Here is a 15,274-nt window from a genome sequence, read left to right on the forward strand (position 1 = left end):
TCAAGTATTAGTTTGCAACAAATATCTCTCTTGCCTTCTTTTCTTACCCTTTTAAACCACAATCATCTATAAAAAAGTATTTTCTATTAGAAAAAGCTTGCATCTCACGTTACGTTATCTTCTATGATTGGGTGTAGATAGAATGAGAGAGGCAGGGTATGAATGGAACAACGATATTCTTTAATGAGAAACACACCTTTTATTTTCTTATTTATAGGTAGCTTTTTGGCGATTATTGGATTTAGTATGTTTTTCATGACAACTACTTGGTTTGTAATTTCAGATTTAGGGTCTGCTAGTTCACTAGGCATGATTCTCATTGCCATTACTGTACCTAGAGTAGTTATGATGGCATTTGGTGGAGTACTTGCTGATAAATATAAGAAGACGACCATTATGTTCACTACGAGTACCATTCAAGGTGTTTTACTCGTACTCATTTTTTTACTAAACAATGCCGGTCAATTAACATTTGTTTATTTGCTTATTTTGGGGTTCTTTTTTGGAACACTAGATGCTTTTTCTGGACCAGCCGGAACCTCGTTAATTCCCAAGTTGGTACAAGTACAACAGATCAAACAAGCGAACGCAATCATTCAGGGGTTAGGTCAAATTGGTTTTATTGTTGGTCCAATTATTTCTGGGAGTATCATGGAGTTCGCTGGCGTAACAACAGGTTATTTAGTTTCAGCTATTATTGTTCTGTTGTCTGCTTTCTTTATGTTTCCACCATTCTTAAAAGAAGGTCCAGTAGACAATACAGTCAAACAAACACCACTGAAAGATTTGATCGAAGGGTTTTCTTATGTCAAAGCGAGCAAATTTTTGATTACAGGCATTCTTATTTTAATCACGTTAAATTTCTTTGCCTTTGGTGCGATTTCTATTGCGATTCCCATCTTAGTAGAGACGTACGGAGGTTCACCAATCAATCTTAGTTACATTGAATCAGCATTAGGAGTGGGGATGTTAGTTAGTACTGCTATTATTGGGATGGTTAAAATACGCCGTAGGGGGTTCACTTCTATTGTTGGTCTAATTGCAACACTAATTGTTGCGATAGCATTTAGCCAAATTCCCAATTTGTATATATTGACAGCTTTAGCTTTCTTTATTGGATTTACGATGACATTTGTTTCTATTCCATTCTTCACTTCAGCACAAGAAGATACAGACCCAAGGATTATGGGAAGAGTGATGAGTATTGTTTTCTTAGCGATGAACGGCTTTGACCCGTTGGCTTATGCCACTGTCACTTTACTCGTGTCTAAGGGAATTGATATCCAATTAGTCATTTTGTCCTTTTCTGTTATTGGATTAATCATTGCTCTAGTCACTTTATGGAAAGGAAAGACGTATAGAAATTACGAGTCAACTTATTAATGTATTTAAAACAAGAGACCACTTTAATATAAAAGAAGTGGTCTTTTGATCACTAGCATACTATTGTGAATCAACTAGGTAGATCCTTGATCAATAGGAGAAAAAAATCAATTTAATAGAAACTTTATTATTTTTCTAAAAATAGTATTAGTAGAATCATTGCTGAATTTTCTCTAATTATGGTAGTATAATAATTGTTAGGGTTAATCTTTTCACAGTCTGAAATGTGCCAATTGTAGCAACATTTCAAAATGACTGATGTGAACTTATAGGAGGATGAAAAAATGGTACAATCTTATAAGCATGAGCCATTTACTGATTTTAGCGTTGAGCAAAACCGTGAAGGGTATTTAAAAGGTTTAGAAACGGTTAAAGGTTATTTAGGTCAAGATTATGATTTATTAATCGATGGAGAACGTATCTCTACTGAAGATAAAATCGTTTCTGTAAACCCAGCGAATAAAGAAGAAATCATTGGTCGCGTTTCAAAAGCGAACCAAGAGCTAGCTGAAAAAGCGATGCAAGCTGCAGTTAAAGCCTTCCAATCATGGAAGAAAGTGAAGCCAGAAACACGTGCAGATGTGTTATTTAAAGCAGCAGCCATCATTCGTAGACGTAAACATGAATTCTCTGCCTTACTAACAAAAGAAGCAGGGAAGCCATGGAATGAAGCAGATGCTGATACAGCTGAAGCAATTGATTTCTTAGAGTATTACGCGCGTCAAATGCTTGCAATTAAAGATGGTGTGCCTGTTAACAGTCGACCAAATGAATTTAATCGTTATGATTATATTCCTCTTGGCGTTGGTATCATCATTTCTCCTTGGAACTTCCCATTAGCGATTATGGCAGGTACAACCGTTGCTGCTATTGTTGCAGGGAATACCGTTCTATTAAAACCCGCTTCTACAACGCCAATTGTGGCTGCGAAATTCGTAGAAGTTATGGAAGAAGCCGGTCTACCAAAAGGTGTACTGAATTTTGTACCAGGAAGTGGCGCAGAAGTAGGTGACTATTTAGTAGATCACAAAGATACTCGTTTCGTATCATTTACAGGATCTCGTGATGTTGGCCTTCGTATTAACGAACGAGCTTCAAAATTAAATGATGGTCAAATCTGGATTAAACGTGTCATTGCTGAAATGGGCGGTAAAGATACCATTGTTGTAGATAAAGAAGCAGATTTAGAGCTTGCTGCTCAATCAATCGTAGCTTCAGCCTTTGGTTTCTCTGGTCAAAAATGTTCTGCATGTTCACGTGCAGTCATCGTTGAAGATGTTTACGACCAAGTGTTAAATCGCGTAATCGAAATTACAAAAGAGAAACAAGCTGGTAATCCGGAAGACACAAGCAACTTTACAGGACCGGTTATTGACCAAGCTGCGTATGATAAAATCATGAGTTATATTGAAATCGGTAAACAAGAAGGAAGATTAGTAGCCGGTGGAGAAGGCGATGACTCTAAAGGTTATTTCATTCAACCAACAGTGTTCGCTGATCTTGATCCAGAAGCTCGTCTCATGAAAGAAGAAATCTTCGGCCCAGTTGTCGGTTTCACAAAAGCAAAAGACTTCGACCATGCAATTGAAGTGGCAAACAACACGGAGTATGGTTTAACGGGTGCTGTTATTACAACCAACCGTGAACATATCCAAAAAGCACGTGAAGATTTCCATGTCGGAAACCTTTACTTCAACCGTGGTTGTACAGGGGCGATTGTCGGTTACCAACCATTCGGAGGGTTCAATATGTCAGGAACAGACTCAAAAGCGGGTGGCCCTGACTACATCATGCTACACATGCAAGCAAAAACAACATCTGAAATGTATTAATCTGTCTAATCAAAAGGTGCTCACCAAAAATACGGTGAGTGCCTTTTTTTATGTACGTACCTTTACCAAATCTACTGGCAAAAGTTGACGTAGTAGTGAGCGGATGACAAACATTACTCGGCAATCCTTAGCCAGGGTGGTTATGAGTAGACTTTTACTGAAATCTGGTTGGATAGCTAGTATTAAAGAGTTTGCTCGGATAACATTGTAGGAAAATGGCAAGATAGCGGAGGAAAGCGAGATAGCGATTCCGACCGTAAGAAGCCGGGAAGATAGCTGGGGAAAGTGCGATTGCGCGTGCAACTGTATGGGAAACTGGGAAGATAGCTGTGGAAAGGACGATTGCACGTGCAACTGTGTGGGAAACTGGGAAAGAAAGCGTAGGAAAGTGCGATTGCACGTGCAACTGTGTGGGAAACTGGGAAGATAGCTGTGGAAAGGACGATTGCACGTGCAACTGTGTGGGAAACGGGAAAGAAAGCGTAGGAAAGTGCGATTGCGCGTATAACTGTATGGGAAACTGGGAAGATAGCTGTGGAAAGGACGATTGCACGTGCAACTGTGTGGGAAAATGGAAAAGGTAGCTGTGGAAAGGACGATTGCGCGTACAACTGTGTGGGAAACGGGAAAGAAAGCGTAGGAAAGTGCGATTGCACGTGCAACTGTGTGAGAAATTGGAAAGATAGCGGAACAAAGTGAGATAGCGCGTGCAAATCTGCAGAAACCGGAAAGATACCCGAGCAGAGCGAGTTTACTCATACAAATTGAAAGAAAAATAGCAGAGCAAAAAAGGTTTGCTTCGCTATCCTTAAAGGATCTTCTACAGTCAAAAGAGCAAAAACCTCAAGACTCCTCATTCTAAAACTTTATAAAGACTCTTCATTAGAATTGAACTATTGCCAAACAAATGAAAGTTTTCTAGTTTGTAATTTTGAATGTTTTTTAATCTGTATTATAACAATCTTAAATTATAACCCCTTTGAAAACGTTGGTATATCAATGTTTTTATCGTAGTTGTCGATATTTGTCGAAAATAATATCAGATTATTTTGAATAAAACAGTTCCAATAATGGATTTTCTGTTATATAATACAAATTGTTAAGAGGTTATTGTAATACAACAATAAAGACGGGTTTTTTATTCAAATGATTAAAGGGAGGATTTAACAGATGGCGAATGAAAGAGTTAAACAATTACAAGAGGCTTGGGCAAATGATTCACGTTGGATGGGGATTGAAAGACCTTATTCTGCAGAAGAGGTTATTAAACTAAGAGGATCAATTGATATCGAATATACGCTTGCTCGGAGAGGGGCTGAGAAGTTATGGAAGCTCATTAATGAGGAAGATTTCATAAATGCTTTAGGTGCATTAACAGGCAATCAAGCGGTACAGCAGGTAAAAGCGGGGTTGAAGGCGATTTATTTAAGCGGGTGGCAAGTTGCTGCTGATGCGAACCTTTCTGGACAAATGTACCCAGACCAAAGTTTATATCCAGCGAATAGTGTACCAAATGTAGTGAAACGTATTAATCAAGCGCTACAAAGAGCGGATCAAATTCACCATATGGAACAAGATGAATCAATTGATTGGTTTGCGCCAATTGTAGCGGATGCAGAGGCTGGTTTTGGTGGACAGCTGAATGTGTATGAACTCATGAAAGGCATGATTGAGTCAGGTGCAGCTGGGGTCCATTTTGAAGATCAATTATCCTCGGAGAAAAAATGTGGACACCTTGGAGGGAAAGTTTTACTTCCTACACAAACGGCAGTGAAAAACTTAATATCTGCTAGATTAGCAGCAGACGTGATGGGTGTACCCACACTAGTCATTGCAAGAACCGATGCGAATGCCGCTGATTTAATTACTAGTGATGTTGATCCATATGATGCCGCTTTTATTACTGGGGATAGAACACCGGAAGGGTTTTACCGGACCAAAGCAGGCTTAGATCAAGCAATTGCAAGAGGACTTGCTTATGCACCATATGCTGATCTTATCTGGTGCGAAACATCAGAGCCAAGCTTAGAAGAAGCAAAAGCATTTGCAGATGCTATTCACGAGAAGTTCCCTGGTAAACTACTAGCGTACAACTGCTCACCTTCATTTAACTGGAAGAAGAAATTGGATCAAGAAACGATTGCTAAATTCCAAGTTGAGTTAGGAAAAATGGGTTACAAATTCCAATTCGTGACATTAGCTGGTTTCCACTCATTAAATCACAGCATGTTTGAACTTGCACTAGGTTATAAGGATCGTGGAATGGCAGCTTACTCTGAACTTCAACAACGTGAATTTACTAGTGAAGCAGATGGTTACACGGCAACAAGACATCAACGTGAAGTAGGAACAGGTTATTTCGACCAAGTTTCCATGACTATTACAGGTGGTACATCATCCACAACCGCACTAAAAGGCTCAACCGAAGAAGAACAGTTTACGAAGGATGAAGAAGTTCAAGTGTAATTTTTTGTATTGCCCTAATAATAACTCCAATTTTTTGCCTCCCTATTTTAGATGGGGAGGTCTTTTTTGTGTAAAGGAGAAGGTGGCTACAAAAGTAATCTAATGCCGTTAGGGCGGAAAGAAATAGGGATTGCGAGTCACACAGAAGGAAAAGTGGAGCTGAGCGTGTAGCAAAAGAGGTTAGCGAGTCACTCAGAAGGAAACCGGAAGTTGAGTGCGTAGCAAAAGTGGTTAGTAAGTCGCTCAAGAGGAAAAGTAGATATGAGCGCGTAGCAAAAGGTGTTAGCGAGTCACTCAAAAGAAAAGCCGGAGCTGAGCGCTTAGCAAAGTGGATTAGCAAGTCACTCAGAAGAAAAAGTGGATATGAGAGAGTAGCAAAAGAGGTTAGCAAGTCACTCAAAAGGAAACCGGAAGTTGAGCGCGTAGCAAAGGTGGTTAGCAAGTCACTCAGAAGGAAAAGTGGATATGAGAGAGAAGCAAAAGTGGTTAGCAAGTCACTCAGAAAGAAAAGAGGAAATGAGCGCGTAGCAAAAGTGGTTAGCGAGTCACTCAGAAGGAAACCGGAAGTTGAGCGCGTAGCAAAAGTGGTTAGCAAGTCACTCAGAAGGAAAAGAGGATATGAGAGAGTAGCAAAAGTGGTTAGCGAGTCACTCAAAAGAAAAGCCGGAGCTGAGCGATTAGCAAAAGTAATTAGCGAGTCACTCAAAAGGAAACCGGAAGTTGAGCGCGTAGCAAAAGTGGTTAGCAAGTCACTCAGAAAGAAAAGAGGAAATGAGCGCGTAGCAAAAGTGGTTAGCGAGTCACTCAGAAGGAAAAGAGGAAATGAGCGCGTAGCAAAAGTGGTTAGCGAGTCACTCAGAAGGAAAAGAGGAAATGAGCGCGTAGCAAAAGTGGTTAGTAAGTCGCTCAAGAGGAAAAGTAGATATGAGAGAGAAGCAAAAGTAATTAGCGAGTCACTCAGAAAAAAACCGGAAGCTGAGTGCGTAGCAAACGAGGTTAGCAAGTCACTCAAAAGAAAAACCAAAGCTGAGTGCACATCGAAATCCAATTAAGCATATTTTCTAGGATGTTTTAGTCCAGTCTAGAATAATTGATAATGTACATTTTTGTTCCTCTCACGACTGATTGTACTACGATTCAAAGTCCTCCAAAGAAAAGTAAATAATTACAGGTCCACTAATCACCTTTTGCCCAAATTTTCATACGCTTAAGTGAAAGAGTTGAGTTCAAGTCAATGGGCACGTATACTAAAACGAACATATCCATTAATCAAACGTTTGATTGATGAGGTGGAGGTAATAACGGTATGGCTGAGAAGGTTGATGATTATATTACACAAGGAATTTATGGAAAAAAAGAAACGAAGCCAGATGAACGTAGAAAATTTCTGGGCACATTGAGAGAAAGAACCGTTATCGCTTTGACACAGGCGCAAGTAAGGAAACCGGGTATCATGAAAGAAGTAAAAGAAGCGATGACAAAAAATAAACAAGCACGCGTATATTTAAATGGTCATATTGCTTATCGTGACATATCGAAGTATGCCAAACTAGCGTCTGAACAGCATATGTCATTTACCATTGTCACGAACAAGGACTACAACTCGGACCTTGGTCTTGTTCTCGCATATGATTATGCCATTGATCAAGATGACATTTATGTGCAAGAACAAAGTAAGGTTTATAAAGAAGCGAATCAAACTGAGGCTGGATTTAAACAGTGGATGAAAAAAATATTTAGAAAATAAAGGGAAAGGTCGTGGGATAACGGCCTTTTTCTAATTCAACTTTGTTGAAAAGAATGAAACTTTATTTGAAACCATCCAAACCTCATTATATAATTTTATTAAAAGATATGAGGGAGAGGTTTCTAATCGAGTTAAGGCAAATAGGTAAGAGAGTTAAGCAAGCTAGATTAAACAAGCAAATGACACAACAAGATTTAGCAGAAAAATGTGGGCTAACGAAAAGTCTAATTTCTAAAATAGAGAATGGTCAAACAGCATCTGCTGTGGCAACTTTGTTAAAAATATCTAATCAACTAGATATTCCCTTATCTTGGGTGCTTGAAGAAAATGAAAGTAAAAATTTAGTGCTTTCTCCGAGTCAAAGCCGCACGACAAAGGTTGGCAATAAGGAAATGGGCTATCTATATGAAACATTAGCTAATCGATCTCCGTTCAGTAAGATTGATCCAGTTGTTGTGACGGTTTTGGAGGACTCAGCTAAAGAAGGTCCATACACACATTTAGAAGATGAATTTATATACATATTAAAAGGTTCAATTTATCTCTCTTATGATGGAGAAAAATACTTATTACATGAAGGTGATAGTGCGTATTTTGCTGGTACCATTCCACATGTGTTTTTACCAGTAGAAAAAAAGGAAGCAAAAGTATTAACCATTTTTATACAAGCAGATGAAAGATAATAGTAGGGTTTTGGATGATCTTCTCAAGAGATTCCAAAACCCTTTATAATTTTCAGATTTTTTATTTACTTTTACAGAAAGGGGGTGTAATATTTTATTTAATATCATTCAACTTAGTTGAATGATATTAAATAAAAGTACTAAGGAGTGAATGGAATGAATAGTCGTCTATCTGGTTTTCATCGATTTTCGGTTGAGGAGAGACTTCAAATAATATCAGAAGCGTGTCATTTGACAGAGGAAGATAAGGAAATACTTATTGGCAAACAACCCCTTTCTATTAGTACGGCAGATGCCATGATTGAAAATGTGTTAGGTTCAATTTCAATTCCTGTTGGGGTAGCAACGAATTTTAAAATTAATGGTAAGGACACTTTTATACCGATGGCAACTGAAGAGCCTTCCGTAGTCGCTGCCGCAAGTAATGCAGCGAAGGCATCCTATGATAAAGGTGGTTTTTTTGCATCATTAAGTGGATCGGTAATGATTGGTCAGATACAAGTTATAGGTGTTGAAGATCCATATGCTGCAAGATTAAGGGTGTATGATAAGAAATCAGAAATTTTGAAAATATGCAACGAAAAGGATCCAACTCTAGTAGCTATTGGTGGAGGCGCAATAGACATAGAGGTAAAGATTATCCAAACGGTGAATGAGGTTTTACTTGTGGTTCATTTATTAGTAGATACAAAGGATGCAATGGGGGCGAATGCTGTCAATACAATGGCGGAATCAATTGCTCCATTGATAGAGAATATTACTTCAGGAAAAGCGCTTCTTAGAATTATTTCTAACTTGGCTGACAGACGATTAGCTAGAGCTCATGCGGTATTTTCAAAGGATCTACTTGGTGGAAAAGAAGTTGTGCGAAAGATTGTAAACGCTTACGAGTTTGCAGATGCTGATCCTTATCGAGCGGCTACACATAATAAAGGAATTATGAATGGTATATCTGCCGTTGTACTCGCGACTGGGAATGATACAAGGGCAGTTGAGGCCGGCGCCCATGCTTTCGCTGCAGTAACAGGGCAATATCGTTCCCTTACGAAATGGGAAGAAAATCGAGCAGGTGACTTAGTTGGATCTATTGAACTTCCGATGCCTGTTGGCATTATTGGTGGCGCTACAAAGACTCATCCGGTTGCCAAAGTAAATTTAAAAATATTAGATATTCAATCAGCAGAAGAGTTAGCTTGTTGTATTGCATCCGTTGGTTTAGCGCAGAATCTAGCTGCGATGAGAGCTTTAGCAACTGATGGCATTCAAAAAGGTCATATGGCCCTTCATGCAAAAAACTTAGCTGTTATGGCTGGTGCAACAGGGGATGAGATTGGTCGAGTCGTTGCTGAAGCAGTAAAGGAAAAAGATGTAAGGTTTGATCGAATCCTACAATTAACAAAAGAGATACAAGGGAGGATTTAATATGGCTCCTAATTTACATGTGGATAAGGGGAAGCAAAGCATAGAACTAGATAAAATAAATGAAGCACCTAAATATCTTGAAATATTAGGTGATACAGTTTTACCTCGTAATATTATTCTAGCAATTATTATAAGTATCATTCTTAGTTTAAGTGGATACCTTTTAGGGGAAAGATTATTTCCTCTGTTTGCCAGCGAAAAGATGGTATCGTCGTATTCTTTATTGCTTGGTATTGGCGGTAGTGTATTATCACTTGCTTTATGTGCCTTTATATTTAAACCTAGTAGAGTGCTGACAGAAGAAGAAACTTCTCTTGAAAGTATGGAAGAGATTTTTAAAGATATGCAGTTAGATCCTAAGGAAGAATATTTATTAATTGAAGAAGATCCTGTTACGAGAAAAGAAATGGAAGCACTTGGCGTTCTCGATAAGTTTAGGACAATTGGGGAGGACGATAAGAAATGAGTATTCTCCTCATATCTATTTGCTTAGCTTTAATTGGTGCTATTCTATTTTCTTTAATTGGGTTAATCTCTGGAACAGATGAAACGGCTATAATGGTGCCATTTACCTTATTAGTTATCTTGTTAGGAGCTCCCCCGGCAGCTGTGTTTGCCTTTTTTATGGCAGCTGTACTTGCCAAACACTTAACTCATGCCGTTCCTACCGCGTTAATGGGTATTCCGGGAGATACAACTGCTGTCCCATTAATTGATCATGCCTCTGCTTTAAGAAGGCTAGGGATGCCTCATATTGCATTAAGGAAAATGGTATCGGGTGGTGTGATTGGTGCTTTTATCGCCTTACCGACAGCCGTCTTATTAGGACAATTCCTTGGACAATTTGCTGACTTTTTCAAATCAGCTTCAGGATTGATTTTTACGTTAGCGGCCATTTTAATTGCTTTTTTCTCAAAAGGAAAATGGGTAAGTGTTTTGATGATTATCCCGTTAGCTTTTTTTATTAAAAGTTTAGATGTATTAAGTTTTAGCATATTAGATAAGCATTTAACCATTAGTTTCTTTTTAGGAATTGCCATTGGTCCAATGTTTACTGATATTTTGTTTGCACTGTCAGGAAATGCACGACAGACCATTCAAAGAGATCGTCCTAAAGAGTATCATTTGGCACCAGATAATAAATCATGGGCAGGATTTTTTCCTAATCCATTTAAAATACTGACAAAAAGGCAAACGATGCAAACGACTGGTACAAGCTTTATTTCTTCTTTGACATTTGTATTTAGCCCTGTAGGAATGACTTCCTTAATGGGGGAAATTGTGGGTTCGAGATCGAAAGGGATTTATAAAAAATCAACGTCCAGTTTAACCACAATGAATGGAGTCACAGAGTCAACCTATATTGCCGAAGCAATCATTCCTTTAATAGCATTTGGTATTCCGTTGAGTCCTGTTGCATTAGGACCAGCATCGCCGTTATTTAATGCACCACCAGTGTTTACAAGTGATCCGGTTAATAATCTCCATAATTACCTAGATCCTTTAGATTTTCTTTTATATGGAGCGATTGGTCTTATCATTGCCACTCTAATTGCTTATCCGTTTTCAATGAATTACGCGAGAAAGGCAACCGTTTTGGTCATGCGCTTTATTAGTCAAGAGGCAATCGTTGCTATGTTTATTGGTTTAGCCTGTTTATTGGCTTTTCACGAAGCAGGATTAGTCGGTATCGTACTCACCTTTACAATGGCTGCAATTGGGGGGCTTTTGAATAAAATCCTCGGAATTGGTTCAGGCGTTCAGTTTATGGTATTTTATGCATCAGCCTGGTTAATTAGTGTTTTATTTGGTTTTTAAGAAAGGATTTTTTTATGAAAATGAAGAAATGGATAGAAAGTCGGGAGAGGGGACCGTATGCATACGGTCTCTTATTAATGGTGATAAGAAAAATCATGTCTCCGTCAGCAAAAAGTGAGGAGCCAGATTGCGGATATGGCTGGAGGGATGCTGTCAATTAGGCTAAAACGAGTAAATGCCTGCCGATTACATACAAATGAGAAATCCTTTTCAAGCGAATGAGGATGAAATGGATGCTTCCAATTATTTTTCTAATGTAATTCATTCGTTTTTAATATCTAGATAAGTTAAATGTTTTTAAAATCAAATGGGAAAACTTTACACTTATTTGTACATGAAGATAGTACTGAATTGTTAGAAGATAATTTTGTTGTGACCGTACAAGTAGTATAGAGGAAGCGTTACAACTTTGGTATAGGTTTGCAAAAGTGGTAGAAAGGAAGAAAATGAATGGAAACGAGAATTTTTCATATTCGTAAAGCGACAGTGATGGATGCGGAACGATTATCTCAGTTAAGGTTGATTGTGGACGGGGAGACAGATAACTTTGACAGGGAACGAGGAGAAGATTTTTTAAGTGCGGCAGATTTTGAAGAGATGATACGATCTGAGTCAGTTGAAAAGAATAGTATATTTTTAGTAGTAGAAGTCAAAGGTCACCTTGTGGGTTTCCTAAGAGCTAAAGGTGGCCAATTAAAGAGGACTTCACATCGATTGGAGTTTGGTGTTGCTGTGAAAAAACAATATTGGGGACAATCTATAGGAAAAAGTCTTATTCAAGAAATGTTGCAATGGGCAGATCAAAAAGGGATTAGAAAAGTAACGCTGCAAGTATTAGAAACAAATAAAAAGGCGATTGCACTGTATGAACGACTTGGTTTTATCGTAGAAGGAGAATTAAAGGATGATAAAAAAATAGGCGATATCTATTATTCTACGATCTTAATGGGGCGGAGGAATGAGAGTAATGGATAAAAGGACGTTACTTACGGAAAATTTTTTAAAAAAGGTTATTCAAGGAAAGCGAGTGGGTGATTTCTACCCTTTTATACAAGGTGGTGATACCGAGATGGAACAATACATCTTCCATTTGGTAGGAGAGATAGGTGGATTAAAAGGGTTGTTGTATGAAGCAGATTTTGACCATTATGGCAGTGGATTTGCCTCGTATGTTAGTGTGTTTCTCTGGAAAAAGGAAGAGGAAGAAGTATTAGCAAATGGTGAAGTATCTATGAAGGGTTTATGGTTATATATTTCAAGGTTAGCGCCCGTAGTTATTATGGGTAAAGGTGAAATGACGAGACATGGTAGTAGTGGAAGTAGCGACTTTTTAGCAAGTCATACTGTGTGTGAATGGCCATCTGAGACATGGAGTAAACAAATTTGGGCAATAAAAAAAATCGTAGAAGCATATCATTATGTTATTTTGACAAAAGCAGATGTAGATCAGTATTTAGATTTTCAGATAGACATCCCAACAATACTCAGTGAACCGCCATACAAAGTCTTTGACGCGCATTTTTATTGGGAAGATTGATTAACTGTTGTGAAATAAAAGTTTACCAAAGATTATGCAATGAAAATCGTAAGACAATCGAGTATGATGAGAGAAGTTTGAGTTTGATCACGGAGGCTATGGGATGATTATTCGGAAAGCTAACTTCTCTTTATTATTGTTTCTCTTTATGATAGGAAATTTCTTATTATTTGCGATCGCCATTCACTCCTCATCTCTTGAGGTCTTTTTTTTCCATTGGGCAGTTCTACTAGCTAGTGTTATGGTTATACTTTTCCTTTCACCAAAATGGTCTTATATAGTTATAAGTGCACTCACTGTGTTATATGGTTTTCTATTATGTTATTTCAGTTATTTACAAACGGTTTTTAATCAGATGCAATTGATTTCTTTATTTATATCTTATGTATTATCTGTTGTCCCTCTCCTTTTTATCAGGCATAGCTTTTTAAGTATGGACATCCGCATGAAAGAATTATTAGCGGAAACGGTTGCTTTAAGAAAATATATGGACTCAGACGGGCTAATGCTTACAAAACAGGAGTTTTATGAACGTAGCAAAATAACATTGCGGGGAATGAATAGAAGGAATGAAACAGGTTTTCTATTAAAGGTATCTGGTTTAAATAGTGGAGTGACGCAAAAGGCTTGGCAAGGCTTAATACAAAATGTAATAGAAGAAACCATTCGGAGTGATTTCGATTTCTTTATGAGTGAAGGTGCGTCTTTCATTATTTTCTTGCAAAATACGAATGAAGAAGGCGTCATTAAATTTCAAAACAGACTATTAAGTAATTTACGTCTGCAAATGAACATGATTCAGCCACCTATCCACTTTCGCGATTATGCTATAGTCGATTTTGACGAGGTCTATCAGATGTTGCTGGAGGAGAAGTCGAATGTTTAAGGTCGTGTTACTCTTGATTATGGCTTTCTTTTGGTTTTTGCTTTTTTATTATACGATTTTATTAGTCTCTGGTGTTTTGCATTATAAAAGGGAAAGAGAAAGAAAGCGTAGACCTCTTTTGAAATATCCTTCTGTTGCTATTTTAATCCCTGCTCATAATGAAGGGTTAATTCTTGAGGATACGCTGAATGCTATGATGAAATTAAGGTATCCTGGTCATCTTGATGTATTCTTATTAGACGACCAGTCGATAGATCAAACAGCGGCAGTGGCTAGAAGTTTTGCAGAAAACTTTTCGCGTATTCACTATATTAAGGTCCCGCCTGGCGAACCTAAGGGAAAGTCGAGAGTGCTTAATTATGGATTGAGTATTAGCCAATCTGATTATTTTCTTGTGTACGATGCGGATAATCAGCCAGACTCGGATGCTGTGACAAAGCTAGTAGAAATAGCAGAACAAACAGAGAATGCAGCCGGAGCTGTCGGAGTAGTTCGTACCCTTAATCAAAATAAAAATTTGCTCACGCGGATGATTTCAATAGAGTTTCAAGTATTTCAATTGACAATGCAAAGCGGTAGGTGGAAATTGTTTAACCTTGGCTCTTTACCGGGAACTAATATGCTTTTAAGACGTTCTGTCATTGAAGAGCTAGAGGGGTATGACCCGTATGCACTTGCGGAAGATGCAGAGTTGACGATACGAATTACCCAGAAGGGATACGTATTACCGATTGTTCCATATGCACAAACGTGGGAACAGGAACCAGAGAATCTTCAAACCTTTTTAAAACAAAGAACAAGATGGCTCATTGGTAATCTTTATTTACTAGAGAAGAGCTTCAAGGATATTCATTTTTGGAAAGGTAAAACTTTCTTCCATAGTCTGCAACATCTTTTAACCTATTTTGTATTTATATTTTTCTTAATTACTTCAAATGTTATTTTTGTCGGTAGCTTATTCGGTATTAATTTTCCCGAAATGGCAGCCCCTTTATTGATGATTTGGTTAATGAGCTATGTGGTATACTCCATCCAAATTATAAGCAGTTTAGCAGTAAATCAACAGCTCTCGCTAACAAGCCTATTTGTTGGGGCAATTATGTATTTTACGTATGCCCAACTATTCGTCATCTTACTTATTCGCGCGTTTGCGATTTATCTTTATCATCGTGTGAGAGGCTTAACGATTGGATGGGATAAAACAACACGCTTTAAAGCAGGCGAGAAAGATGAAGCAGCATAAAATGGCTTCATCTTTTTTATATGGATGTGGTTCACTTTTATTGTCGAGTTGTGGTAGAGATAAATGCTTGGGGCCTGATAAGAATTACTGGTTGCAAATGAAGACGCAGAGGTGAGTGCGTCCAAGGGGGAATTGTTGGTCACATGTAATGAATCAGAATTATTGAAGAAAATCTTGGTTCTCTGATGGTTCTTCAACCCTATGAACCACTCATCCCTACTTTGCCATTGATCTTACTCTATAGCTAACTAAACTAC

General features: G+C 38.1%; 14 protein-coding genes. All 14 read left to right on the forward strand.

Going from position 1 to position 15,274, the window contains the following annotated elements; genetic code table 11:
* Positions 1-162: 162 nt before the first annotated feature.
* The 14 genes from MKX67_RS03040 to MKX67_RS03105 all read left to right on the forward strand — a co-directional run bounded on the left by MKX67_RS03040 (position 163) and on the right by MKX67_RS03105 (position 15,017).
* A complete protein-coding gene (locus tag MKX67_RS03040) occupies positions 163-1,383 on the forward strand; it encodes an MFS transporter (RefSeq protein ID WP_095370699.1) in 1,221 nt (406 codons plus the stop codon).
* A 284-nt stretch (positions 1,384-1,667) separates the two neighbouring features.
* Complete coding sequence (gene pruA / locus MKX67_RS03045) at positions 1,668-3,215, forward strand: L-glutamate gamma-semialdehyde dehydrogenase (protein ID WP_095370698.1); 1,548 nt, start codon at positions 1,668-1,670, stop codon at positions 3,213-3,215.
* A gap of 1,170 nt (positions 3,216-4,385) precedes the next feature.
* Positions 4,386-5,681 (forward strand): isocitrate lyase, encoded by a 1,296-nt coding sequence (gene aceA / locus MKX67_RS03050; protein WP_095370697.1) that lies wholly within the window; start codon positions 4,386-4,388, stop codon positions 5,679-5,681.
* A gap of 227 nt (positions 5,682-5,908) precedes the next feature.
* Positions 5,909-6,733 (forward strand): hypothetical protein, encoded by an 825-nt coding sequence (locus MKX67_RS03055; protein ID WP_322910206.1) that lies wholly within the window; start codon positions 5,909-5,911, stop codon positions 6,731-6,733.
* Positions 6,734-6,987: 254 nt separating this feature from the next.
* A complete protein-coding gene (locus MKX67_RS03060; protein WP_095370695.1) occupies positions 6,988-7,428 on the forward strand; it encodes a YueI family protein in 441 nt (146 codons plus the stop codon).
* 65 nt (positions 7,429-7,493) lie between these two features.
* Complete coding sequence (locus MKX67_RS03065; protein WP_233435316.1) at positions 7,494-8,111, forward strand: helix-turn-helix domain-containing protein; 618 nt, start codon at positions 7,494-7,496, stop codon at positions 8,109-8,111.
* Positions 8,112-8,267: 156 nt separating this feature from the next.
* The gene (locus MKX67_RS03070) at positions 8,268-9,533 is read left to right on the forward strand and encodes a hydroxymethylglutaryl-CoA reductase, degradative (RefSeq protein ID WP_342488817.1); all 1,266 of its coding nucleotides are present in this window, start codon (positions 8,268-8,270) and stop codon (positions 9,531-9,533) included.
* A 1-nt stretch (position 9,534) separates the two neighbouring features.
* A complete protein-coding gene (locus MKX67_RS03075) occupies positions 9,535-9,999 on the forward strand; it encodes a hypothetical protein (RefSeq protein ID WP_233435315.1) in 465 nt (154 codons plus the stop codon).
* Entirely contained in the window at positions 9,996-11,351 is a 1,356-nt protein-coding gene (locus MKX67_RS03080) for a tripartite tricarboxylate transporter permease (protein ID WP_095370693.1), read from the forward strand. Before MKX67_RS03075 ends, MKX67_RS03080 begins: the two co-directional genes overlap by 4 nt.
* 20 nt (positions 11,352-11,371) lie before the next feature.
* The gene (locus tag MKX67_RS03085) at positions 11,372-11,512 is read left to right on the forward strand and encodes a hypothetical protein (RefSeq protein WP_157733808.1); all 141 of its coding nucleotides are present in this window, start codon (positions 11,372-11,374) and stop codon (positions 11,510-11,512) included.
* 289 nt (positions 11,513-11,801) lie between these two features.
* Positions 11,802-12,326 (forward strand): GNAT family N-acetyltransferase, encoded by a 525-nt coding sequence (locus MKX67_RS03090; RefSeq protein WP_342488818.1) that lies wholly within the window; start codon positions 11,802-11,804, stop codon positions 12,324-12,326.
* Positions 12,319-12,888: a hypothetical protein gene (locus MKX67_RS03095; RefSeq protein ID WP_342488819.1), complete on the forward strand. Its 570-nt coding sequence runs from the start codon at positions 12,319-12,321 to the stop codon at positions 12,886-12,888. Before MKX67_RS03090 ends, MKX67_RS03095 begins: the two co-directional genes overlap by 8 nt.
* A gap of 103 nt (positions 12,889-12,991) precedes the next feature.
* Entirely contained in the window at positions 12,992-13,774 is a 783-nt protein-coding gene (locus MKX67_RS03100; protein WP_322910203.1) for a hypothetical protein, read from the forward strand.
* Positions 13,767-15,017, forward strand: coding sequence for a glycosyltransferase (locus MKX67_RS03105; protein ID WP_342488820.1), 1,251 nt, complete (start codon positions 13,767-13,769; stop codon positions 15,015-15,017). The genes MKX67_RS03100 and MKX67_RS03105 overlap by 8 nt, the downstream gene beginning before the upstream one ends.
* Positions 15,018-15,274: the final 257 nt, after the last annotated feature.

Source organism: Cytobacillus sp. FSL W7-1323 (genome assembly GCF_038595015.1).
Classification (GTDB): Bacteria; Bacillota; Bacilli; order Bacillales; family Cytobacillaceae; genus Cytobacillus; species Cytobacillus kochii.